The organism is Nocardia glycosmidis, assembly GCF_052545115.1.
The window spans coordinates 19,040-44,021 of the sequence record NZ_JBQWRH010000012.1 but is presented as its reverse complement, the minus strand read 5'-3'; the positions used below and the strand labels follow the sequence as shown (position 1 = coordinate 44,021).

At 66.3% G+C, this 24,982-nt stretch carries 18 protein-coding genes; 11 read left to right on the top strand and 7 right to left on the bottom strand.

What is annotated here, in order from left to right:
• Positions 1–31: 31 nt before the first annotated feature.
• From pglX to ACT86A_RS16495, 10 genes are all read left to right on the top strand, one after another.
• On the top strand, positions 32–3,577 hold the full coding sequence (gene pglX, locus ACT86A_RS16540; RefSeq protein WP_445093031.1) for a BREX-1 system adenine-specific DNA-methyltransferase PglX: 3,546 nt from the start codon (positions 32–34) through the stop codon (positions 3,575–3,577).
• A complete protein-coding gene (gene pglZ, locus ACT86A_RS16535; RefSeq protein WP_445093030.1) occupies positions 3,574–6,111 on the top strand; it encodes a BREX-1 system phosphatase PglZ type A in 2,538 nt (845 codons plus the stop codon). Before pglX ends, pglZ begins: the two co-directional genes overlap by 4 nt.
• 62 nt (positions 6,112–6,173) lie before the next feature.
• Positions 6,174–6,821 (top strand): type IV toxin-antitoxin system AbiEi family antitoxin domain-containing protein, encoded by a 648-nt coding sequence (locus ACT86A_RS16530; protein ID WP_445093029.1) that lies wholly within the window; start codon positions 6,174–6,176, stop codon positions 6,819–6,821.
• A complete protein-coding gene (locus tag ACT86A_RS16525; RefSeq protein ID WP_445093028.1) occupies positions 6,818–7,597 on the top strand; it encodes a nucleotidyl transferase AbiEii/AbiGii toxin family protein in 780 nt (259 codons plus the stop codon). The genes ACT86A_RS16530 and ACT86A_RS16525 overlap by 4 nt, the downstream gene beginning before the upstream one ends.
• Positions 7,594–9,681: a BREX system Lon protease-like protein BrxL gene (gene brxL, locus ACT86A_RS16520; RefSeq protein WP_445093027.1), complete on the top strand. Its 2,088-nt coding sequence runs from the start codon at positions 7,594–7,596 to the stop codon at positions 9,679–9,681. The genes ACT86A_RS16525 and brxL overlap by 4 nt, the downstream gene beginning before the upstream one ends.
• A gap of 299 nt (positions 9,682–9,980) precedes the next feature.
• A complete protein-coding gene (locus tag ACT86A_RS16515; RefSeq protein WP_445093026.1) occupies positions 9,981–11,150 on the top strand; it encodes a WXG100 family type VII secretion target in 1,170 nt (389 codons plus the stop codon).
• Positions 11,151–11,255: 105 nt separating this feature from the next.
• A complete protein-coding gene (locus ACT86A_RS16510) occupies positions 11,256–12,014 on the top strand; it encodes an ESX secretion-associated protein EspG (RefSeq protein WP_445093025.1) in 759 nt (252 codons plus the stop codon).
• A gap of 188 nt (positions 12,015–12,202) precedes the next feature.
• Positions 12,203–13,780: an AAA family ATPase gene (locus tag ACT86A_RS16505; RefSeq protein WP_445093024.1), complete on the top strand. Its 1,578-nt coding sequence runs from the start codon at positions 12,203–12,205 to the stop codon at positions 13,778–13,780.
• Positions 13,781–13,849: 69 nt separating this feature from the next.
• The gene (locus ACT86A_RS16500; RefSeq protein ID WP_445093023.1) at positions 13,850–14,794 is read left to right on the top strand and encodes an endonuclease/exonuclease/phosphatase family protein; all 945 of its coding nucleotides are present in this window, start codon (positions 13,850–13,852) and stop codon (positions 14,792–14,794) included.
• 269 nt (positions 14,795–15,063) lie between these two features.
• Entirely contained in the window at positions 15,064–15,756 is a 693-nt protein-coding gene (locus ACT86A_RS16495) for a class I SAM-dependent methyltransferase (protein WP_445093022.1), read from the top strand.
• Positions 15,757–15,820: 64 nt separating this feature from the next.
• Here the strand turns inward: ACT86A_RS16495 and ACT86A_RS16490 are convergent, their stop codons facing one another.
• Genes ACT86A_RS16490 through ACT86A_RS16475 form a run of 4 tightly spaced genes read right to left on the bottom strand, consistent with a single transcriptional unit; the run spans position 15,821 to position 20,222 of the window.
• Complete coding sequence (locus ACT86A_RS16490) at positions 15,821–16,273, bottom strand: 6,7-dimethyl-8-ribityllumazine synthase (RefSeq protein WP_445093021.1); 453 nt, start codon at positions 16,271–16,273, stop codon at positions 15,821–15,823.
• 9 nt (positions 16,274–16,282) lie between these two features.
• Positions 16,283–17,158 carry an alpha/beta hydrolase gene (locus tag ACT86A_RS16485; RefSeq protein ID WP_445093020.1) on the bottom strand — a complete coding sequence of 292 codons (876 nt, stop codon included), beginning with the start codon at positions 17,156–17,158 and terminating at the stop codon, positions 16,283–16,285.
• Positions 17,155–18,525, bottom strand: a complete 1,371-nt coding sequence (locus tag ACT86A_RS16480) for a M20/M25/M40 family metallo-hydrolase (RefSeq protein ID WP_445093019.1) — start codon at positions 18,523–18,525, stop codon at positions 17,155–17,157. The genes ACT86A_RS16485 and ACT86A_RS16480 overlap by 4 nt, the downstream gene beginning before the upstream one ends.
• A complete protein-coding gene (locus ACT86A_RS16475; RefSeq protein ID WP_445093179.1) occupies positions 18,522–20,222 on the bottom strand; it encodes a CocE/NonD family hydrolase in 1,701 nt (566 codons plus the stop codon). The genes ACT86A_RS16480 and ACT86A_RS16475 overlap by 4 nt, the downstream gene beginning before the upstream one ends.
• A 129-nt stretch (positions 20,223–20,351) precedes the next feature.
• Between ACT86A_RS16475 and ACT86A_RS16470 the strand changes: the two genes are divergently transcribed.
• Positions 20,352–21,272 (top strand): DMT family transporter, encoded by a 921-nt coding sequence (locus ACT86A_RS16470; protein ID WP_445093018.1) that lies wholly within the window; start codon positions 20,352–20,354, stop codon positions 21,270–21,272.
• Positions 21,273–21,381: 109 nt separating this feature from the next.
• Here the strand turns inward: ACT86A_RS16470 and ACT86A_RS16465 are convergent, their stop codons facing one another.
• The 3 genes from ACT86A_RS16465 to ACT86A_RS16455 form a co-directional block, all read right to left on the bottom strand.
• Complete coding sequence (locus tag ACT86A_RS16465) at positions 21,382–22,494, bottom strand: glycosyltransferase (RefSeq protein ID WP_445093017.1); 1,113 nt, start codon at positions 22,492–22,494, stop codon at positions 21,382–21,384.
• Positions 22,494–23,234, bottom strand: a complete 741-nt coding sequence (locus tag ACT86A_RS16460) for a DUF2334 domain-containing protein (RefSeq protein WP_445093016.1) — start codon at positions 23,232–23,234, stop codon at positions 22,494–22,496. The genes ACT86A_RS16465 and ACT86A_RS16460 overlap by 1 nt, the downstream gene beginning before the upstream one ends.
• An 83-nt stretch (positions 23,235–23,317) precedes the next feature.
• Positions 23,318–24,859 carry a serine/threonine-protein kinase gene (locus ACT86A_RS16455; RefSeq protein ID WP_445093015.1) on the bottom strand — a complete coding sequence of 514 codons (1,542 nt, stop codon included), beginning with the start codon at positions 24,857–24,859 and terminating at the stop codon, positions 23,318–23,320.
• Positions 24,860–24,982 lie beyond the last annotated feature (123 nt).

Sequence of the window (24,982 nt, the reverse complement as noted above, 5' to 3'; positions counted from 1 at the left end):
AGACACCCCTTACTGCTCGAGAAAGCACACGATGAAGAACACCGCCGCATTGAAGACCTTCGCCACCTCGTCGCGAACCACGCTGATCGAGCAGATGCGGGGACGGGTCAAACAGCTCCTCGACAACCCGAAGGCCGAGGCCGAGTACCCGCACGACGTGCGGGCGTTGCGGAATGCCGTCAACGAGCACGGGCTGGCCTGGGTGGCGGACACTGCTGCCTACACCTGGTTCAACCGACTGACCGCCGCTCGCTATATGGACGCGAACGGATTCTCGGGGCCGTTCGGGGTCGTATCCCCGGCCGCTGGGTCCGCGTCCACGCTGCCGGAGATCCTCACCCGTGCACAGGCGGGGGAGTTCCCAGACGAGGTGGCGCCGCACGTGCAAGCGTCTGTGGTGGATCTGCTGACCGGGAGGCGGACGTCCACCGACCCGGACGCTGAGGCGTACGCGCTGTTGCTGAGTGCAATGTTCGCGTCGTGGCACAAGCCGATGCCGGAGGTGTTCCCGGCCGCAGTGGACTGGATTCGGCTGCTCACGCCGCTGGACATGCTGGCGCCGACATCGGTGCGCGCCCGCGCCGTCGAGGTGATGGATGCCGCCGCCTGTGAGAACGTGGAAGTGGTGGGCTGGCTGTACCAGTTTTACAACTCCGAACTCAAGGACCAGATCAACGACTCCAACGTCGCGATCGATGCCGCGGAACTGCCAGCCGTCACACAGCTGTTCACGCCCGAGTACATCGTGCGGTACCTGGTGCAGAACTCCCTTGGTCGGCTGTGGCTGCGCTCGCGCCCCTCCAGCGGCCTACGCGAACACATGGAGTATTACATCGAACCCGTTGCGGGACAGGAGGACACCGGCGTCACTGTCTCGTCACCGGAGGAGATCCGGGTGCTAGACCCCGCATGCGGGTCTGGCCACATGCTCACCTATGCGTTCGATCTGCTGTTCCGGATCTACGAGGAGGAGGGCTACACCCCGAGCTCCATCCCGCAGCTAATTCTCACTCACAACCTGCGCGGACTTGAGATCGACGAACGCGCGGCACAACTCGCATCTTTCGCACTGGCGATAAAAGCGCGAGACAAGGATCGCCGGTTTTTCGCTCGCCGTAATAGCGATGATCAGCCAGTGCAGCCAGACATCGTGCGAGTCACGCCGCTCGAATTCGACGAGCTGGAGGCGAAGTTGATCACCGGCGCTGTTGCGCCCGAAAAGCGGGACAAGCTGGCACGACTGGTCCACTCTTTCAAGTATGCGGACACCTGCGGCTCACTCATCCGCGTCGACCCAGATGCGCTAGCCTTCCTCGTCGACGCTATCGAGGGCTACGAAGAGCCTGACGCTGAGCAGGGGATCGCCAGCGAGCTCGAATTTGAACTGATGGAGAAGACTCGTGTACTTGGACGTCAGGCGAGGGCACTGGCGGACAATCAATACCACGTGGTGGTGGCCAACCCGCCGTACTTGGGCTACAACAATATGGGCGCGGAACTGGCCTCGTTCGCGCAGAAGCAGTTTCCCGACACCAAGCCCGACCTGTACGCCATGTTCATCGAACGCAACACCGAACTCGCGACGCCGACCGGATCTGTCGCGATGGTGACCATGCACTCGTGGATGTTCCTGACCTCCTACAAGAAGTTCCGGGCGAATCTCCCTGAGTGGGGCCACCTCTCCTCAATGGCACACCTCGGCACCCGGGGATTCGACTCGATCGGGGGCGAGGTGGTACAGACGACGGCCTTCGTAATCGATGTCGAAGCGCGTACCACCCAGTTGGGTCGCTTCGTGCGACTCGTCGAGGGACGAAACGAGCTGGAGAAAGCTGACCGGCTTAGAAGTCTCGTGTGCTCGGTCCGAGAGCCACTGCTCTTCACGGCATCGATGGACGACTTTGCGGTAGTACCGGACTCGCCCATCGTCTACTGGCTGTCAAGCGGGATGAAGGCTGCGTTCTCGAAGGGAACGCGACTGGCGGAGGTAGCGGCGCCGCGGCAGGGGCCTGCGACCGCCGATAATGATCGCTTCCTCCGGCAGTGGTTCGAGGTGTCGGGGGACCGCACGGGCTTTGGCATGTCCAGCCGTGAGGAAGCCAGCGAGTCAGGCCGAAAGTGGTTCCCGCACAACAAGGGTGGATCATTCCGCAAATGGCATGGAAACCAGGACTACGTCGTCAACTGGGAGGATGATGGTAAGGAATTGTGGGATTTCCGTCCACGATCCGTGATCCGTAACCCGGATTTTTTCTTCAAGCCATGTGTGTCATGGTCAAACGTATCGACCGGGGCGCCAGCGTTTCGCTTCTATGGTTCGCAGTTTATCTTTAGTCATGTCGGGCAGGCTGCCTTCGCTCACCAGCATGAACTGCCCGCGCTGATTGGCTTCTTGAACTCAGCAGTGAGCGAGCGATTGTTGGGGGTGCTGTCGCCAGCGATGCACTTCGAGGTGGGGCACATCTCGAACCTTCCGGTAGTTCCATCTGACTCGGCATTGGTTGAACCAATCGTCAGCGAGCTCATATCGCTGTTCCGAATAGACTGGAACGATTTCGTGCACTCCTGGGACTTTGAAGCCAGCCCGATGGTCGCAATAGGCCCAGGCGCTCTCGAAGCTCACGCCAAGTCCCGTTGGGACGATGCCCTTGCAAACACGAAGCGCGCCAAAGAACTGGAGGTGGCGAACAACCGCTACTTCGCGGAGCTCTACAAACTCGAAGACGAGGTTGAGTGCGAGGTTCCCCTCAGTCGCATCTCTTTGATCCAGAACCCGTATTTCCGGTACGCGCCGACGAAGGGCGCGACGCGCACCGAGGACGAGTATCGGACACTGTTCGACCTCGACCTCGCGCGTGAGCTCGTCTCCTACGCGGTGGGCTGCATGATGGGCCGCTACAGCCTCGACAAGCCCGGCCTGATTCTCGCTGACGCCGGCGCGACCATAGCCGACTTCGATGAGATTGTGCCGACCGCGCGGTTCCGGCCCGACGCCGACGGCATCATCCCCATCACCGCCGAGCACTACTTCGAGGACGATATCGTCGCCCGGATGCGCGAGTTCCTCGCCGTCGCATTCGGCAAGGAGAACGTCGAAGCGAACGTTGCATGGCTCGAGTACGCACTCGGCTCCGGGAAGCGAAAGTTGCTGCGCGACTACTTTCTCAAGGACTTCTACAACGACCACGTCAAGATGTACTCCAAGCGGCCCATCTACTGGCAGGTGTCGTCGAACAGCAAGACTGAGAAGGGCTTCAACGCTCTCTTCTACCTGCATCGCTATACGCCCGCCACTCTCGGCTTGATCCGTGAGAACTACGCCAACCAGATGACCGACAAACAGCAGGCCCGCCTCGAAACCATCGAGCACGCCCTGCCCACCGCCGGCAAGGCAGAGGCGACGAAGCTGAGCAAGGAACGGGACCTGCTCACCACCCAGCGCCGCGAGATCCGGGAATGGATCAACACCAAGCTGTTTCCGCTGTCGACCGCGGAAGTGGAGCTCGACCTCGACGACGGCGTGAAGAAGAACTACCCGAAGTTGCAGGACGTGCTGCGGAAGGTCAGCGGACTGTGAGCGCCGCATCCGCAGCGCGCATCGCCGAACTGCTCGTCGATCGCTTCACCAACACCCCGGTGCTCACCTGGCGTGACATCGACGGCGACTACGCACCTCACCTCGATACGATCGCCGACGCGATCGCCGAACACGGTCTCGACCTGAGCGTGCACCGCGTTGAAGGCAACGAGCTCGGTGTCAAACACAGCGTTTACACCGCGCTCGACACCAGAACGTCCGAAACTGTGCGCCACCTCGTATACCGCACCGGCTGGCCACCGGAACTACGCGAGAATTGGCTGCTCGACCTCGAAGTCGGCTACGGCATTTTCACCGCCGACACCACCGCGATCCTTGTCCACGACCTCGGGCTCGCCGACCGCGGCGTCACAGATGTCATCGCCGCTCACCTGAGCGTCTTCGACGACACTCGCCGGGCCGACCGCATCCGCGAGCAACTCGCGGGCTTGCCACAGGATCTGTCGGTGGACAAGCTGTCCGATGTGCTGCGAGCCTTCATGAGTGCCGCTGTCCTCGACCTCGACGGCCCAGGTGGGCACCGATTGCACCGCATCGTCGAGGACTTGCTCGACGAGCACGTCGCCGACCGGTCCGAGGGATACGAGGCACTGCGGAAGCATGGGCTCACCGACTACCTGTGGACGGGGTGCGCGAAGATCTACGGCTACACCGCCGCCGAACCTTCCGTCGCCGGCCTCGTCACCTGGCTGTTCGACCAGGCATGGCGTGACTGGCCCGATGCGCGCAACCCTGCGCGCATCGACTTCGAACGCCTCCGCGACGACCGCCAGCTGCGCCGTATCTTCACCGAGCTCGCCCAGCGCGCCCAGGCCGATCTCAACATCGGCGAACGACTCCGCGCCGACCCGCCGCCCGTCGAGGACCTCGCCGCTCGCGACGTGTTTCCGCTCGTCGACGAGGCCGTCATCCATTCCCTCGCCGCCGCCATTCTCGACCGTGGACTTCCTCCCGATCGGATTGCCGAACTGGTCCGTATTCGCTCGACCGCCACCTGGTACGACGAACACCGGCACGGCTACCTGGCGCTTGCCGCGGCGTCCGACTGCCTCAGCCAGATCGAAACATTCGCGCCCATCATCGCCGACCCCGCCGACGGCATCCGCAGCTACGCCGACACCTGGTCGAGCGTCGACGGCGCCTACCGGAGGTTCCGCCACCATCTCAACCGTGCCGAGACCGATCTGCCCGCGGGCCTCGCCGACCACGTCGAGCACCGGTACGTCCACGACTACCAGCGCCCCCTCGCGCAAGCCTGGCAACAACAGCTCGACACCCTCGACAGCTGGGACGTCCCCGGCATCGAGCGGCTCCGCGGGTTCGCCCGCTACGACCTGCCCGCCAAGGCGAAGACCCTCGTCGTCGTCTCCGACGCACTGCGCTACGAGGTCGGCGCCGAACTCGCCGCCCGCATGAACGGCGACGACTGGTTCAGCGCGACCATCGAACCTCGGCTCGCTCCGCTTCCGTCCTACACCCAACTTGGTATGGCAGCGATGCTGCCGCACGCCCGGCTCGAGTTGGATGACGACGGTACGGTGCGAGCCGACGGGGCCCAGACTTCCGGGCTGCCCGCACGTAACGCACGGTGGGCAAGCGTGAACGCAGCGGCTGTCGACTACGCGGCCGTGATGTCGATGACCGCCGCCGACCGGGCTGCTTTGTGGTCCGCTCACGACTCTGTCGTCGTTTACCACGACGCCATCGATGCGGTCGGCCACAAGGCGCCGTACCAGACACCGGAGGCGTGCGATCGCGCCATCGACGAGATCGTGCGAGTGATCAAACGTTTCGGAAGTGGCAAGTCCCGGGCCAGCCGCGTGCTTGTCACTGCCGATCACGGCTTCCTTTACCAGGACTCGGACCTCGAACCCGGCGACTATCTCAGCGAAGCTGCGCACGGCGAGCAGATCGTCGCCCGGGCCCGTCGCTACGTCCTCGGCCGCGGCCTGCGGGAGCACCCAGCGTTCACGACGTGGTCTGCCGCGCAACTCGGACTGGACGGCGACCTGCAGGTGCAGGTGCCGCGGGCGGTGCACCGGCTACGGATGCAGGGCGCCGGCTATCAGTACGTGCACGGTGGTGCCACTCTGCAGGAGATTGTGGTGCCGCTGGTGACACTGACCCAGTCCCGCAGTAAGGAAACCAGCAAGGTCACCGTCGACGTCAACGTCAGCAGCCCCACCATCACTTCCAGCACCGTGCTCGTTACGCTGCTGCAGCGGGAAGTGGTCACGGGCAAGCGTCGAGGGCGGTCTCTGATCGTTGGCGTGTATGGCCAGGACGGCACGGCGCTGTCGGGGGAGCGGACGGTAATTGTGGACAGCACAGCCGAGGACCTTCGGGATCGGAACTTCACCGTCGAGCTCGTGCTGAACGAGGCCGCCGAGCAGTTCAACGGAAAGCCGGTGTACGTCCGCGCCGACGAACTCACCAACGGCACCCGAACCGAGTACCGCCACACCACCGCGTCCCTGCAGCGCGGGTTCGGCGGCTTCTTCGACCCGCTATGATTGCCGATTCAGTACTCGGTTCGTAGGGTAGGGGCCTACGAAATGCGTAGTAAAGGGGAGTTGTGGAGCAGACGCGCGGGACACCATTGCCAGCCGAGCTGGCGCGGTTACCGCTGCGGACGGTCCGCCCACAGGACGCTGCCCACGTGTACGCCTATCCTCGTCCCGAGCTGTCGCGACTCGCCGACCGGGGCATCCTGCACCGAGTGGCCCACGGCTACTACATCGTCGTACCGCAGGCTCAGGTGGGGCGCCCGTGGCTGCCCGGCCTCGAAGCTGCTGCTGCGGGGATTGCGTCGGCGATCTATGGGGTCGACCGTGCAGTAGTGATGGGCGTCAGTGCGGCCCGCCTGCTCGGTGCGATCCCCCGGGCACTGGCCACCGCAGTGGTCGCGGTTCCCAGTCAGCACAAACCGATCGCATTGTCCGACCGCCGCGCCTCCGTTCGGTTTGTGCAACGCGACACCGAGGCGCTCGATGCCGAACGCGTGGAGACATCGTTGGGCCCTGTTTTGGCCACGACACCCGAACAAACCGTGCTCGACCTTGCTCGACGGCCGCTTCTCGGCAATGCGGAGACGGAGGTCCCCGCCGCGGTCGCTGCTCTCTACCGTCGTAGTGACCCGGAACGGCTGGCTGAGCTTGCGGAGCCGCAGCGTCTCGTCGCCGCGTTGCGCCGAGCCGAGACCTGGGCGGGAGTGCAGTCGTGAATCTCGACGAACGAGACACCGCCGCCGCACGGTTCGGGGTATCGCCGGAGCAGGTGGAACGTGACCACCTCATCTCCCACCTTCTCGCGGCGCTCTCCGACCGCTTCGCGGATCGACTCCACTTCATCGGTGGCACCGCGCTCGCACGCACCCACCTTGCGGACGGCCGCCTCAGCGAGGACATCGACCTCGTCGCCCTCGGTAACCGTATCGAGCTGGCCGCCGAAATCGACGCTGCGCTCCCCAGAGCGGTTGCGCGCAGTCACGGTCGGTTGTCATGGGAGCCGAGGCTTGCTGCTGTTCGTGACACCGAGCCAGCCAACCTCCGCACCGGCAGTGGGCTCTCCGTCAAAATTCAGTTGCTGTCCTCTCGGGATAGATCGGTGTGGCCCACCGAGCTTCGCGCAGTTGAACAGCGCTACAGCGGCGCTCCACCGGCACGGTTGCTGGTGCCCACGCTGCCCGCCTTCGCCGCCGCGAAGACCGCGACGTGGCACGATCGGCGCGCGTCGCGTGACTTGTGGGACCTGTGGGCGCTCGCCGGAATCGGGGCCATCGACACGGAGGCCTCTCACCTGTACAAGCGATACGGGCCGACCAACAGGCCGCCCGGTGGTTACCTGTTCGATCGGCCGCCGAGCGAGGACGACTGGGTTTCACAGCTGGCCGGTCAAACCCGCCTGACAGTGACAGCGATAACGGCACTCACGACGGTCCGGGAGGCGTGGGCACGCGTAACCGACCGCGATTTCAAGCAGGAAGATGAAGAACTGTGACCGACCCCGCAGAGGACACACCAGCCGCGCAGCCCCGGTTCACCGCTCTGGACAGCAAGGCCAACACCGAGTTCCCCGGACTGGTGGTCCGTAAAGACCTGGTAGGCCGTGTGCGCGGCAACGCCGTCGTCCCCGGCTACGTACTCGAGTTCCTCCTCGCCCAGTACTGCGCCACCGATGACGATGCGACGATCGACGCCGGCATCGAGAGCGTGCGCAACATCCTCGCCCAGCACTATGTGCATCGCGGCGAAGCGGAGCTCGTGAAGTCGACGATCCGCGACCGTGGCAGGCACAGAGTGATCGACAAGGTTTCGGTCGTTCTCGACGACCGTAAGGACATCCACACCGCATCCTTCTCCAACCTGGGCTTGAAGGCGGTGCCCATCGACGACCGGACAGTCAAACAGCATCGCAAGCTCCTCACCGGCGGTGTGTGGTGCATGGTCGACATCGAGTATTCATCCGGCGATTCGCACGATGACCGCTGGATCATCGCGGGGCTCAAGCCGATTCAGCTCGGCCAATTCGATGTCGACCGCTACCTCGCCGCCCGCGCTCGTTTCACCACCGAGGAATGGATCGACCTACTCGTGCAGAGCATCGGGTTCGACCCGGACCGGCTCTCGCCGCGCGGCAAGCTGCTGCAGCTGATCCGGCTGATTCCCTTTGTCGAGCGCAACTACAACCTGGTCGAGCTCGGCCCCAAGGGCACCGGCAAATCGCACGTCTATTCGGAGTTCTCCCCGCACGGAATGCTCATCTCCGGCGGTGAGGTCACCGTTCCGAAGCTGTTCGTCAACAATGCCAACGGACGCATCGGTCTCGTGGGGTTCTGGGACGTAGTGGCGTTCGACGAGTTCGCCGGGCAGAAGCGCGTCGACAAGGCACTCGTCGACATCATGAAGAACTACATGGCGAACAAGACGTTCTCTCGCGGCGTCGAAACCATTCCCGCGGAGGCGTCGATGGTGTTCATCGGTAACACCTCCCGGCCGGCACCGACGATGCTCGCGCACTCGGATCTGTTCGAGGTGCTGCCGGAGTCCTATTACGACGCCGCATATCTCGATCGACTCCATTGCTACCTTCCTGGCTGGGAGGTCGAGATCATCCGGCGAGAACTGTTCACCGACGGGTACGGATTTGTCGTCGACTACCTCGCCGAGGCGTTGCGCCACCTGCGGACCCAAGACTTCTCCGACGCGTACACGCCTCACTTCGTGCTGTCCGAGGACATCTCGACCCGTGACCGCGACGGCGTCCGCAAGACGTTCTCAGGCCTGATGAAGCTGATTCATCCGCATCGTAACGCGACGACTGCCGAGGTAGAGGAGTTGCTCCGGTTCGCGATCGAAGGACGCAAGCGAGTCAAGGACCAGATCCTGCGCATCGACCGGACCATGGACGCCGTCCGCTTCGGGTACAAGGATGTTGCGGGCACCTGGAAGGCCGTGCCCACCCAGGAGGAACTCGATTTTCCGCACCTGTACCACCGCACGACAGGAGACGGTGCCGCACCGGAGCCGAATGCAACCGAATTGCCGGGCGGAACGCAGCCCTTGTCCGACACCCGACCACCGGTAGAGCCGCTGCGTACTGGCGCACTTGACATTCCGGACAATGCGTTGGGCTATTCCTTCGAGACGCTGCTCATTCCACATCTCAAGGGAGCCAAGTCCATCGAGATCGTCGACCCGTACATTCGCACATCACACCAGCTGCGCAACTTCTATGAATTACTCGTCGAGATCGTCGCTGCTAAGCCCGCGGAGGAGACAGTCGCGGTGCGCCTACGCACGGCCGAAGAACCCGACCGAGCGGAAGTTCGGAAGGTTCAGCTCCTAGGGCTGTCCGACATCAAGGACGCCGTCGAGGAGGTCGGCGTAGAGTTCACGTGCGTCTTCGAAAAGGGCCTGCACGATCGTCAAATCACCACCGATACCGGATGGCGCATCCAGCTCGGGCGCGGTCTCGATATCTTCCAGCCGTTCACGAAGAAGAACAATTTCGACGTCCGGCTGAAACGGCAGGACCGACGACGGATGAGAGCATGCACAATCACGTACCTGAGGTCGAATTGACCCGGAACTGAATGTTGTGGTTGTGGTGGCGTCCGTGTAAGTCGGCGGGTGGGGTATCTCGAGGCGGACATGTGCAGGCTTTCGCCAGGTCGACAAGAGGGTTGCGGAGCCCGGTGGGATGGAAGACGTAGGCGTTCCGTTCACGTTGCTTGCGGACCGGGCTTCAGGATACGGTCGGTAGCAGCTGAAGGGGGCGGGGGAGCCGGTCCGGCCCTGATCTTCATCGCAGGCGCACCGGCTACGAGGGACGGTATGGCGACCAGCGGGAATGCCGTTCGCGAAGGAATGAAGGCGGCCGGATGCAGGAGAACGAACCGAAGCAGATTCCTGGCAGCGGGGAGTATGTGGGGGCGTGGTCGCATGTGGAGATCAAGAATGCCTTCGAGGGGCTGAATACCCACAACACCTACAACGCTGCCGTGCAGTACTCGAATGCCGCCACGCTGTGGGATCAGGGGGTGGAGACGTTCGCGCGGTCGGTGATCGCTTCGATTTCGCAGGCGTGGGAGGGTGTGGCTGCGGAGGCGGCGAAGGACGCGATCAAGCGGTACACCGATGACGCGCGGAAGCTCGAGCCGAGGCTGACGCAGTTGTCCAACCAGATCAACGAGTCCGCGGGCGCGATCGTGGACACCCGCAATGCGATTCCGGGCTACGCTGCGCATTCGTGGACGGCGAATTTCTGGCCGCCGCGCGCCACGGAGGAGGAGCGCTCCCGCAACGAGGCCGAGCAGGGCGCGCGGGACGCCATGAACAACATCTACGTGACGCGCTTCTCCGACTTTGATGCGAAAGTTCCGGTGCTGCCGGTTGGTGTGAATCCGACCCAGCCGCTGGATGCTTCGGCGCCGGGTCCGGGTAGCCCGGGTATCAGTACCAGCGGTAATCCGACGGGCGCGAGTCTCGGTGCGCCATCGAGCCCGCTGGATTTGGACGACAAGAACGCTGCGGGCAAGCCGGACCAGCCAGCGGAAAACCCGGGAGACAAGCCCGCGGAAAACCAGGGAGACCAGTCCACACAGCAGAGCCCGGCCGGTCCGCAGACCACACCGACCGGCTACAACCCCATGGCCGCCGACCCGGGCACGCCCAGCCCGACAGACCCGGCCAAGACGGCACCGGCAGGCATGGCACCGACCGGGACGAACCCCGGCGCCCCGCACGGTCCGGGAGTTCCGGGTAGCCCCGAAAACCGCAGCGGCGCACCGGGACGCAGTGTTCCCGGCGTGCCGGGCACACCCAGCGGCGCACCCGCCGCGGCGGCCGCGTCAGCGAGTCGCGCCGCGTCCGGTATGCCGGGCATGATGGCTCCGGGGATGGGTGGGGCCAGGGGCGGCAAGTCCGAGGACGAGTCCGGGCACAAGATTCCCGACTACCTGATCACCCAGGAGAACACCGACGAACTGATCGGGGAGATGCCGAGAACGGTGCCGGGCGGCGTGATCGGCGGAGACCGCAACCCCACCTGATCAACCGCGCATGTCGGCTCGCTGCTGCATGAATTGCCTTGCAGCGCAGCAGAAAGTTACCGGCCTTACTTATCGGCCTTCGGCACGAACCGATCGGACCTTGGAATGGATGAATGGACGTTCGACCCTGACGATTTCGCCGCCCTCTGGTACGGCGACGCCAACGACCGCTTCCCGAATCCGCTGCATTACCGCAGCAGATTCGCGCTACGCGACGAGTTCGACGCGCACCGGAACACGGTGCGCGCACGCTACCCGGTCGATGAGCTCGAACGAATCCAGCTCGCCTTACACACGCTGTCCACCTCGGATTTGAGGATCGAAATACTCGGTGGCACAACGAAACACAAAGGCGGCGACGGCAGCGTCCGCATGTATCGCATCCTCGGCGCGCGTACTTCGTATCACGCGGTGACCCTGTTCCAGTCCGCTACCCTCGCTCGAGACGGTGCCATCAGACTGCAGCTGCACAGTCCTGAGAACCTGCCTACCCGTCTGGTGAAATCGATCCCCGCCCGGCCGCCGGGCACCCAATCGCCCGCCACTTTCCACCCCGACGACCTGCGCCCTCGCGGCGACTACTTCGAAGACGTCGCCCGCAACACCCCGCGCGAGCGATATCAGCGCCTCCTACAGCGCCCAGCCGACGGCGGCGGCAGCGCCGGCTTGCTCACCGGCTCGATCAACACCATGTCCCGCCCGTGGAACGTCCTCCAGTGGTACGACATCGCCGACGACGGTCGCTACACCGAAGTCCGGGGTCGGCACATCTCGATCTATCCCGCAACCCCTACCGACCTCGTGACCCGATTCACCACGTGGGTCGACGCCGCCCTCCAGCGATTGGAAGTGGACACCTGGTAGCCGTATGGTTCGGCCGGGTGCAGTGGTATCGGATGCTCGTTCGGCTTCCGTTGGACACACGGACGCGACGCGGGTCGTGGCGAACATCGTGAGTCGTCGGCTCGGCGTGCCCTCCTGAGTAGTTACGTCCTGAGTAGGCTGCCGGAGAGCTCGCATCGGGCTGCTTGCAGTAAGTCAGGGAGGGACACATGAAGTACTTCAACACCACCGGACCGTGCGATCCGGATATGCACTATATGGTGCCCACGAGCGACCGACTTCCTGGAGCCTATCGGTATATCGCCCGCGGCCAGTACTTCGTGGTATATGCCCCACGGCAGACCGGAAAAACCACTGTCTTAGCCGAACTCGCTCGACGGCTCACCGCAGAAGGTGAGTATCTGGCACTGCATTTCTCGTGTGAGGTGGCCAGCCCGTTCGGCGACGATATCGCCGCCGCGGAGCGGGCGATCCTGGACCGGATTCGAAATGCCGCTAGGATCGCGGAGCTTCCTTCGGATCTGCTTCCCCCGTCATCCTGGCCGGATGCCGCACCGGGGACCATGCTGGGCAATGCCCTCAGTGCGTGGGTCGACCAGTGTCCTCGACCGTTAGTGCTGTTCTTCGACGAGATCGATGCACTTCGGGATGCGAGTTTGGTCAGTGTGTTGCGTCAATTGCGGGACGGTTTCACCACCAACCGAGACGGCTTCGTGCACTCCATCATTCTGTGCGGGCTGCGGGATGTGCGTGACTACAAGGTTGCCTCCGGGGTAGATCCCACCCGGCTCGGCACCGCGAGCCCCTTCAATATCAAGATCGAATCCATCCGCCTCGGCGATTTCACCCGCGACGAAGTAACCGCCCTGTATGCCCAGCACACTGCCGAAACCCGGCAGGAATTCAGCTCCCGCGCGCTGGACCTGGCCTACCACTACACGCAGGGCCAGCCGTGGCTGGTCAATGCCCTTGCCGCCGAGGTCATCGACAAGATGGGAGTCGAGACCACCATCACCGACGAGCACATCGACCAGGCCAAGGAGCGGTTGATCGTGGCTCGTGCCACCCATCTGGATTCGCTGGTGGACAAGCTCACCGAGCCCCGGGTGCGTCAAGTGATCGAACCACTGCTGGCGGGCAGAGATGTGGACGGTGATATCGAATTCACCGATGCGTTGTCCTATGTCCGGGATCTGGGGTTGATCGCGCGGGACAAGCCGGTGCGGGTGGCGAACCCGATCTATAACGAGGTGATCGTCCGGGGGTTGGGTTCGGGGATCGAGGAGAACATCACCGCCGAGCCGCACCGTTTCCGGTTCGATGACGGCCGACTGGATTTTCCCCGGCTATTGGAGGAGTTCGCTTCGTTCTGGAAGCTGCACGGGGAGATCCTGGCGTCGAAACAGAGTTATCGCGAGGTCGCGCCCCAATTGGTGTTGATGGCGTTCCTGCACCGGATCGTGAACGGTGGCGGGTATGTCGACCGTGAATACGGGGTGGGGCGAGGTCGAATAGACCTGCTGGTCCGGCAGCCCTACACCGATGCGGACGGGCACCGCGCCGAGCAGCGGGAAGCCCTCGAATTGAAGGTGTGGCGAGATAGCCGCGCGGATCCACTGGAGGAGGGGCTGGTCCAGTTGGACGGATATCTCGACCGTATCGGTTTGTCCACCGGGGTTTTGGTGATCTTCGACTGCCGCACCGAAGCCGCCCCTATCACCGAACGCACCCGATTCGGTGACACCACCAGCCCGGCCGGACACCGAATAACCCTTCTCCGCGCCTGATCGGCGCGGCGAGAACGTCCACACATGCCGGACGCCAGGGCTGCGCCGGTGTTGCCTAGGCTCGGCCGCATGCGTAATTGGATGGACCGGGCTTTGCTCGGTGTGGGGTGGTGCGCTGTTGTCGTGGGCGCCGTCGGGATCGTGTTGCATTTCGGAGCGTGGGAGCGCCGGTGGCTGGTGTTGCTGGCCTCCGGGGCGTCGTACCTGATGATCGGGGCGGTGGTCGGTGTCGTCTTGTTGCTGACCGCGCGCGGGTGGCGCAGTGCGGCGGTGGCCGGGGCGCTGGCGGTGGCGGTGCTGTGGACGCTGGTGCCCGCGTTCGTGCCGGAGGGGCGGGCCGCGAGCGGGGCGCCGATGACGGTGATGCAATCGAATCTGCTGTTCGGCAAGGCGGATTCGACTGCCGTGGTCCGCGCGGTGCGGGACAACCGGGTGGACGTGCTGACCGTCGACGAACTGACCAACGAGGCTGTCGAGCGGCTGGCGGGTGCGGGCCTGCTCGATGAACTGCCCTACCACTACACCGAGCCCACCCGCGACGGCGGTGGTGGTACTGGGATTTACAGTCGATATCCGTTGCGCGACAACAAGAAATACGACGGATACATCCTCGCGAACATCGCTTCGACGATGGATCACCCCGAACGGGGGCCGATCGCCGTCTTCGCGTTCCATCCGGTTCCACCGCCGTTCGATTTCCCCGCCTGGTCTGCGGAGATGCGCAAGACCCGGGAAATCCTCGACGCGCAGCACGGCCCCGCGATCGTGGGCGCCGATTTCAACGCGACCCGCGACCACACCGCCTACCGTGACCTGCTGCGCGGCCGCTTCGCCTCGGCCGCCGATCAGACCGGCGCGGGCCTGCTGCTCACGTTCCCGGAAGACCGCGCCTGGGGCCCGGTGATCGGCATCGACCACATCCTGCTGGCCGACGCCACCGCCGAAGAATTGCACAGCCTCACCGTCCCCGGCTCCGACCATCGAGCCCTCATCGCCCGAATCCGCCTGCACTGAACCGGCCCGCAGCTACCCGTCCTGGCGCAGACGACGATCTGCGCGAGGACCGCAAACCCTGTGGCGCCCTGGGCAGCGCACAGTCCATCACCATGCCGCGGAGTCGTGGCAGGTCACCATCGCAAGGCGACGAACTGAGCGGTCGGGCCGGACAGTCGCGACCGGAACAGTGCCTGCGTCGCCCACACCGGCGCACCGGCCCTGAGCAGGCCGGGCGCGTCGCGGCCCAGGTCCCAGAAATGTGTCGGGTGCCCTGATATTCGTGGGTTATGACTACACCGGGCGATTTCGAATTCGACGCCATCTATCGAGGCGCAGGGGGCCCATTCGGGCCGGGTGGCAAACCGCCGTGGAGTATCGGGGAACCCCAGCCGGAACTCGCCACATTGATCGAGCAGGGCAAATTCCATGGCGATGTGCTCGATGTCGGATGCGGCGAGGCGGCGATCTCGCTGTATCTGGCCGAGCGGGGCTACACCACCGTGGGCCTGGACCTCTCACCGACCGCGATCGAGCTGGCCCGCGCCGAGGCTACCCGGCGCGGCCTGGCCAGCGCCTCCTTCGAGGTCGCCGACATCAGTTCCTTCACCGGCTACGACGGTCGCTTCGGCACCATCGTCGACAGCACGCTGTTCCATTCGATCCCGGTCGACTCGCGGGAGGGCTACCTCCAGTCGATCGCGCGTGCCGCCGCGCCGGGCGCGTCGTATTTCGTGCTGGTGTTCGACCGGGCTGCCTTGCCCGACGCACCCGAACCGGGCCCCTCGCCGGTCACCGCCGACGAACTGCGTGCGGCGGTGTCGAAGTACTGGGTGATCGACGAGATCAAGCCGGCGCGAATCCACGGCGACATCCCCGCGGACTTGCCTGCGGACACGGGTTTCCGGTTCGAGGGCATCCGCGACGAGCCCAACGGCCGCAAGTCGGTCCCGGCCTGGCTACTGTCGGCCCATCTGGGCTGATCCGGCCACGCCACGAGATCGCGTGCCGGGGAGAATGCGCGCCTGACGAGTGTCCGGTAGCCGCTTACACCGGAAGGGACCCCAGCGAGCGCAGCGTCCCCGCGAGGGCCCGGGCCGCTTCGGCGCCTTTGGTCACGAAGTGCTCGGTGAAGTACGTGATGTGCTCGCTGTGCTCGTGGAAGTGGTGCGGGGTGAGCACGACCGAGAACACCGGCACGTCGGTGTCCAGTTGGACTCGCATCAGCCCGTCGATCACCGCCGAGGCGACGAAGTCGTGCCGGTAGATCCCGCCATCGACGACCAGGGCGGCCGCTACGATCGCGGCGTACCGGCCGGAGTGGGCGAGACGCTTGGCATGCAGGGGGATCTCGAAGGCGCCCGGCACCTCGTACCCGTCTACGGTGGCGGGGTCGAAGCCGAGGTCGGTGTATTCGGCGAGAAAGCCCTCGTACGCCTTGCCGACGATCGAGCTGTGCCAGCCGGCACGGATGAACGCGATGGATCCGGTAGTTCTCATGCCGGGATACTACTGTTCGGTAAGATGCGCTTCCAGCCAACCGACCACATCGTCGAGCACCTGCTGCTGCTCGGGCTCGTTGAACACCTCGTGGTAGAGACCTTCGTAGCGGATCACGGTGAGGTCCTTCGAGCCCGCTCCACGCTCGATGAGATCCGAGCTGGACGGCGCGGCGATCGCGTCGGCGGTGCCGTGCAGCACCAGCAGCGGCACGGTGAGCTTCGCGAGTCGAGCCTTGACCGTATCGGTCGCTTTCAGCATCTCGGCGCCGGTGCGGGCGGGCAGCATCCCCCGGTAGACCAGCGGATCGTTGTCGTAGGCCGCGACTACCGCAGGATCACGGCTGATCTGCGCGGAATCCAGTTTCAGCACACCGAGGTTCGGGGCGAGCCGGCTCAGCACCGGTGCGAGCATACGCTGTAGCCGGTTGCCCACCGGAATGTCCAGCGGCGGCGCGGACAGCACGATTCCCGCCACGTCGATCGGCGCCCTGGTGGCCAGATACAGGACGATCAGGCTGCCCATCGAATGCGCGAGCAGCAGACGCGGGATGCCGGGCTGTTCCCGGCCCGCGATGGCCAGCATGGCGGCGACGTTGTCGGCGGCGCCCTCCATCGAACCGATATTGGCCTTGCCGCCCGCCGACTTGCCGTGGCCGATGTGGTCCAGCGCATAGACCGCGAAACCGGCGGTGACCAGGCGCCGGCCGACGTGAGCGTAGCGCCCGGAGTGCTCGGCGACACCGTGCACCAGGACGATCACGCCACGCGCAGGCCCGTCGGGCAGCCACGCGCGCCACGCGACCTCGCTGCCGATGCCGTCGAATTCGCCCGACGCGGTGCGCAGCGCGAGCGCGGCGGGTGGCTCGGGTGGCTCGGTCGTCATGCATCGGCTCCTGACGTCAGTGGCGCGCCGCTCGCCGCGAAGCGCTCGATCAGGCGCCGGTTGAACTCGATGAGACGAGCGTAGTTGACTCGGGACAGCCGCTCATCGGTTCCGTGAATCGATGCCAGATCGCCCTTGTCCAGCACGATCGGGGCGAAGTTGCACCGGGTGCCGGCCAGGTCGTGGTAGTGCCTGGAATCGGTCGCGCCCGGAACGATTCCGGTGGTCACCGCGATCCCCGGGACGACGGCGCGCGCGAGATCGGCGATCGAGCCGAAGGCGGGACCCGGGCCGGTGATATCCGACGGCTCTGTCGAGACGCCCACCAATTCGATTCGAATACCATTGTCGCGCACCACCTTCCGGCAGTGTGCCAGCACCGCTGCCACCGAGTCGCCCGGCAGGATACGGAAGTTCACCAACGCCTCGGCGTGCTGCGGCAAGACGTTCGCCTTCACCCCGCCGCGGATCACGGTGGGGGCGGCGGTGGTGCGCACCATCGCCTCGGCCTGCGGCTGCGCCGCCATCACCCGGGCGATCACCGGCGCCGCGACGCGGGCGAGCCCGAGCAGGCGACGGCGTGGCTCGGGCAGGACGTCCCGCAACCGCGCCAGCATGTCCGCGATCACCGGCGTCATGCGCAGCGGCATCGGATGGTCCTGGATCCTGCCCACCGCCCGCGCGATCCGGCCGACCGCGGTGTGCTTGCCCGGCATCGATGAATGCCCGCCCACCTCGCTGACCGAGAGCCGCACCGTCGCGAAGCCCTTCTCGCCGAGCATGATCGTGGCCACCGGTTGCCGCACACCCTCGACGATGCCGGCGGTGATCACACCGCCCTCGTCGAGCAGCAGGTCCGCGTGCACGCCCGCCTGGCGCAGATGCTCGGCCATGCGCTCGGCGCCCTGCCCGCCGACAACCTCCTCGTCGTGCCCGAACGCCAGATACACCGTGTGCCGCGGCCGCAGGCCCCTGGCCAGCGCCGACTCGACCGCTTCCAAAATGGCGAGCACCCGGCTCTTGTCGTCGATCGCGCCGCGGCCCCAGATGTATTCGTCATCGACCACGCCCGCGAACGGCGGATGAGTCCAGCGCTGCGGGTCGTCCACCGGCACCACATCTTGATGCGCGAGCAGGATCGCGGCGACCCGGCCGGGCTCGCTGCCCGGCCACCGGTACAGCCTGCTGTGCCCGAAGCGCTGCAGTTCCAGTTCGGCGTGTACCCGCGGGAAGGACCGTTCCAGGTGGGCGTCGAGGCGCTCGAACGCGGCATCGTCGGCGTCACCCGGGTCGTCGGTGGACACGGTCGCGCAGCGCAACGCGGCAGCGAGGCGTTCGGCCGTCGGGTCGTCGACCGGTTCGGTCATCGGACAGCCGTGCGGTTCGGCGGGTCCATGGGCTCCGGCAGGTTCATGGACTTCGGCAGGTTGGACACCATTGCATTGTTCAACATGCCGGGATCGAGGGCGATCGTCTTCGCATTTCGCCACTTCACAATGCCCTCGGCGAGCCCGCCGGTCAGGTCGGGTTGACGCTCGCCGGTCAGCAACGGCAGCTCGACACTCGCCGCCGTCACCGTGACCGGGGCGAAGGCCGGGGAGTGCGACCACACGTCGTCGAGCACGTCGGTGACGCGCACGCCGATCCGGTGTCCGGCCGAGATCGGCCAGTCCTGAGCGAGTAGCCGCACCTCGGCGGTGTCTGCGACGGGGGCGATGCCCCGGGTGATGACGGTGGCGCGCAGGTCGGGCGCGATGTCGTAGAGCTCGACGACGACGGTGGCGGTGGGCGGGCCGCTCAGGCGCAGCGTCGCGGTCGGGATACCGGACAGGTGCTGGTCCTGGTCCAGCGGCGCGGACACCGACCAGACTTCGCGGTCGGGTCCGGGAACCAGCCCGCGGTCGATATACCGGCCGGGCCGCAACTCGACCGGGACCCGCTGCGCGTCGGCGGGCGGCCACGCGGTCTCCGCGCGCCAGCGGCCGTCGAACTGGCCGACCGTGATCCGCGGCCCGGGAATCTCGACGTCGCGGCCCGCCACGTGCTTGTCGAAGAAGGCGAGCAGTTCGGTGTCGAACTGCGGTGTGCCGCAGCTGTCGTGACAGGTGCGGTGGCCCCACTGACCGAACCAGGCCCGGTGTGCTCCGGGTCCGAGGCCGTTCCACAGGTCGAATACCCGGTAGGCCCTGGTGTTGGCGTCGAGGAAGCCTTGACCGAGGAACAGTGGAATCGTGTTGCCGTGCAAGGGGGCGACGAGATCGCGATCGTGCCAGAAGGCAGTGTCCGGGTTGTGCCCGGCGATCTCGGTCAGGTAGTGCTGATAGCACTGCCACGGCAATTGCGTTGCGTTGGACTGATATTCGCCGCTGTCCTCGGGTCGCGGCGGAGTGGAGGCGATGAGCAGATGCTCCAGCCCGGCGAGGTCGGCCGGCCGTACGCCGCTTTCGGTGATCGGCTTGCCGGAGAACTTCCACGCGACGCCCTGCATATACAGGTAGGAATAGGGGTCGACGACCGGCTCGAACGCGGCGACCGCCGCGAGGCCCGCCGGCTTGGTGGCCAGGCCCATCAGCCCGGTCCACGCTTCGTATGAGACGCCGAACATGCCCACCTTCCCGGTGGACCACGGCTGTCGGGCCGCCCATTCCACCGCGGAGGCCACGTCCGCGCGTTCGCCGGGGCCGCCGAAATCCGGGCAGCCGCTGGACCCGCCGAACCCGCGCAGGTCCACGATGACATAGGTGTAGCCCGCGGTGAGAAACAATTCGGCGCTGAGGTTGTCGGTGGACGGTCCGCCGGTCGGGCGCGGTTCGCTCAGGTACGCCAGATGCGCACGATACGGGCTGACGGTGAGGATGACGGGAGTTCGGGTGTCCTCGGAGACACCGGCCGGGCGCAAGATGTCCGCGTGCAGCCGGGTGCCGTCGGTGCCGTCGATGAACGCCTGGGTCCACTGGAAGGGCACCTCGAGTGGCTCAGCGCTCGCCGTTGCCGGGGTGATAGCTCCCAGCAGGAGCAGCAGCCCGCACAAGGCGCGTAACAGCACGGATCGTTCACTCACCATAGGACTACTCACCATAGGACTATCGAGTTTGCCCCGATCGGTGTTCAGCCCCCGGAACCGGGGTGGTCGGCGGCGAGCCGTCGTCCGCCCGCCATCCTGCGTTCATCCAGGTAGGCCAGCATCGGCACGGTGCAGGACGCGGTGGACGAACTCGATGCCGGGTCCGGCGGCGCCGTGGCGGCGGTGACTCTGGCACTGCTCGCCGCGTTTCTGTTCGCGGTGTCCGCGGCGCTGCAACAGGGCGCTGCGCGGCAAGCGGCAACCCACGCCGGGCAGGGCCGGTTGCTGCTGATCGCAGCGGTTGCCCGTCGGGTGGTCACCGACCGGCGCTGGCTGGCGGGGCAGGGCGCGAACGTGGCGGGGTTCGTCGTCCACGCGGTAGCGCTGAGTTTCGGCGGCATCGCGGTGGTGCAGGCGTTGTTGGTCGTGCAATTGCTGTTCGCTCTGCCCTTGGCTGCCTTGCGGCGTGGTCGTACGCTGCTCGCGCGGGACTGGGCCGGGACGACGGCGGTGTGCGCGGGCCTGATACTGCTCGTCGCACAGGGCGTTTCCGTGCACTCCGAGGTGAAGACATCCCTGTTGCCGCAGGCGGGTGCCGGCGTGGTGGTCGCGGTCGTGCTGCTGTTCGGCGCGTCCAGGTCGGTCCGTTCCACGCAGCTGCGCTCCGCGCTGGTGGCGGTAGCCGCCGGATGCTGTTTCGTCACCACGGCAGTCCTGGTCGTGCTGGCGACGAGCAGGCTGCCGGAACCGAGCTGGGCGCTACTGGGTATCCCGGTGTCGACGTTCGTCGGCGGTGTCCTGACGCAGGAAGCATATGCCCGCGGGTCGCTGCCCACGGCGCTGACGGCGATGACCATCACCGACCCGGTACTCAGCTATCTGGTCGGGACGATCCTCTTCACGGCGCAGGTGCAACTGCGACTGCCGCTGCTGGCTTGCGCGGCCACGCTGGTGATCGCGGGTGTCGCGCTACTGGCGAACTCGCCGACGCTGCACGACGAACGGGACACGTCCGGGGTCGAGAAAATAATGCCGGCGAAGGTCGCATAGTCCCATCCCGCGGTGCCGGCCCAATTGTCGCCTGGCCGGCGCGTACTTCGCGCCCGGTGATCCCGTTCGCTGTGCCTGCCGGCTCCGTTTGTGCGGAGCACGGCCGATGTCAGGCGGAGCGAGCGGTCTCGTAGTCGGCGTAGAGGGCCAGCATGCTCTCGACCGTCGCCGACCACGGAAAGCGTTCCGCGGCAGCCCGGGCCGCACGGCGGCGCTGTGCCGTGGGCAGGGCGAGCAGTTGCCGAACCCCCTCGGCGAGCCCCTGCGGTGAACCGTCGCAGATGACGCCGGAGCCGGGACCGTCGATGAGCTCGCGCGCGGCGCCCGCGACGGGGACCACCACGGGTGTGCCGCAGGCCAGCGTTTCCAGGACGGCGAGGCCGAAAGTCTCGGCAGGTGACGGGAAGACCGCGATGTCGGCGTCGGCGATCAGCGCGGCCAGGGCGGGCCGGTCGGTGAGGTGACCATGAAAGACGACGGGGAGCCCAGTTGCCAGCTGTTCCAGGCTGGCACGCAGCGGGCCGTCACCGACGATGGACAGCGCACAACGCAGACCGGAGTCGACCAGGACGCGTACCGCCTCGATGGCGCGTTCGGCGCGCTTCTCGCGCGACAGCCTGCTCACCAGCACGAGGCGGATCGGATCAGCGGAATTCGTTGTGCCGCGTCGGTTTCCGGGGTGAAAGGTGGCGAGGTCTACGCCGAGCGGCACCCGGCGTACGTTGCGCGCACCGACGCGATCGAATTCGGCGGTCGCGAAACTCGAGGTGACCACCACCTTTTCGGCACGCACCGAGAGGCGGCGGTTGGCCAGATCGGCGGCGGTGGTGAGCGGAAAGCCGCGCGGAACCCGGGAGCGCAGGATGGCATCGATCCGTTCGTGTGAGAACAACACCAACGGGACACCGGTGCCACGCGCCCACGAGGCGAGCCAGCGGACGCTGAGTTTATCGCTGCACTCGAGCACGTCCGGGGTGAGGCGATCGAGCACCGCGCGGGTGCGGCGGGCGGTGAGCACGTGGTAACCCGCGTCGCCGAACTTCGGGCTGCGCACCGTGATTCGACGCCCGGACGGAGTGTGCTCGTCCGCGTCGCGCGGGCCGGGCACGACGAGCACACGGTCGTGTCCCGCTGCCGAATAGCCGCGCCCTATCTCGTCGAGGCAGGTGCGCAGGCCACCGGAGGCGGGTGTGTAGAAGTTCGCGATCTGCACGATCCGCACTAGCCGACCGCCGATCCGACCAGTTCGGCATAGGTGGTCGCGCGCGCACCGGTGCGCAGCACCGCGTCGATGGCGCGCAGCGTGACGTCGCGCAGATTCGGCCGGTGCAGGTCGTCCGGATGCAGCGCCAATCGGACCAGCCCGCCACGTTCGGCGGTCCGGCGCGCCAGGGTGTCGACCATCGTCGCGCCGAATCGCTCCGGCCAGCCGCCGCCCGGCCGGTGCGAGAGCGCGAACCCGAGGTGTCGCTGCCCGGTGCGCAGCTGCTTCGCCCCGAAATGCGAGGTGGTGTAGGTGAAGCCCGCCGCACGCAGCGCCTGCTCGGCGCCCGGCGAGGCAAGCCAGCCCGGCGGAGTGAAACCCGTTGTGGATAGCCCCGCCTCGGTCATGACCTCGGTGGCGGCGCGCAGCTTTTCCGTGGCCTGGGCGACGTTCAGCGCGGCGAATTCGGCCGCACCGCGGGCCACCACCTGCCCGACCACGCGGCGGGGCCATCCGCCTTCCGGCCCCGCCCGATGCGACCACCCGTGCACCAGGATGTCGTCGCCGCTTCGCCGCCGCTCCCGCAGGAAGGCCGCGTAGTCCGGATCGCCGGACAGCCGCATCCCCCGCCACGGGCCGGGAACCACCAACAGCGAGACCGGAATTCCGAACCGGTCGGCGTCGGAGCACCAGCGCGCCGTCTCCGCCGCACTCGCCGGTGCGACGTCATGGACGCTCACCACCAACCGCGCACACATGCTCCGGAAGGTAACACCGCCCGGTAGCCGTGAGCTGAACTGCGCGGTGCGGTCGTCTGAAAGATCGGCACACCGGCGGCCGGTCAGCGGATCGGGAGGATCACGCCGGGTGACGACGGGCTGTCGTGGAGGACGAGATGGCTCGGGACGGCATCGGGCTTCTTGTCGTTCTTCTTGTTCTTGGCGGGCAGGCCGAAGGCCAGCCGGGCGGTGCTGGTGTGGCCGGGATCGATCTGGCCGAAGTCGTTGCGGGACGAGTTGAGTTCGGTGGTCGCGCCCGCGTCGGGGGCGACGGCTCGGCCGTCGGTCGTGACCAGGCGTTGGTCGGCGACGCTGAAGGCTTGTTTGCCGGCGGACATGTTGGTGATCGTCAGTGTCACGATCGTGTAGGCACCGCCCGTGGTCGCGGGGCCGGTGATATGCGCGTTGGAAACCACATCGGTCACGGTGAAAGCCAAGTTCCCGTCGCGGATCGCATGGTTCGTCTCTGCGGGCTGCGCGCCGCCCGATGGCAGCGGGGAAGTGGTCCATGCCGTGGCGGAGGCACCGCGCGTGGTCGTATCCGGAACGGGGCCCGACCCGATGCCGCCCAGCAACCACAGCGCCGCCACGGCGACAAGTGCTGCCCCGGCCGCGACCGGCACCCACCTGCGCAGGAGAGCGTTCCGCCGGGAAGCGGGACGCGAAGCCGGTCGCGGCCCCCCGGAGCCGGCGCCGGTCAGGACGCGGGTCGGCGGTCCACCACGAGATACCGCGGTGTCCGAAACCGTGGGAATCACGACCGTTGGAGTCGGTTGCGCCGATGCCGGCCGACTCGAGGCCGCACGCGCCGCCGCGGCGAATTCTCCTGCGCTGGCGTACCGTGCCTCGGGTTCCTTGGCCATGCCGCGCGTGATGACGGCGTCGAGCGCGGGCGGGACGCCGTGGGCGGCTTGTGAGGCGCACGGGGGATCCGACATCAGGTGTGCGTGCATCTGCTGTGCCGGGTCGCCGTCGCCGTAGGGCGGGTTTCCGGTGAGGGATTCGTAGAGCACGCAGGCCAGGGAATAGACGTCGGATCGCGCATCGGCCGCGCCGGTGAAGCGCTCGGGCGCCATGTACCCCAGCGTGCCGACGACCACACCGGTCTGCGTGAGTGCGGTGCCGTCGGCGGCGCGGGCGATACCGAAATCGATCAGGTATACGAAACCGCTGCGGTGCTCGAGGATATTGCCCGGCTTCACGTCCCGGTGCACGAGCCCCGCCGCATGCGCGGCGTCGAGCGCTTCGGCGGCCTGGGAGATGACCTCGACCGCTCGGGCCGGCGCCAGAGCGCCCGCACGTAGCCGGGTGGCCAGGTCGACACCCTCGATGTAGGCCATCTCCAAGAACAGATGCCCGTCGACCTCGCCGAAAGCGTGAATCGGCACGACGTGAGCGTTGTGCACCTGTGCACCCAGCCGCGCCTCCTGCTCGAAGCGCCGCCGATAGCCGGGATCAGCGGAGTACGCCGCGGACAACACCTTCAGCGCAACGGTGCTGCCGGTGTTGTCGTGGGCCAGCCACACTTCACCCATACCGCCGCGACCCAGCAGACGTTCGAGGGAATAGTCCCCGAACGAACCGCTGGAACTCCGCACAGACATACCCCGACCGTATCGCTCACGGCTCGCGGCAAGACGAGCGGTTCTGGACATCATCGACCCGATCCTGGACCCGACATCCGCTGTCGTGACCGGGATGATGCGTCCGGTCGAGCCGAATCGTCT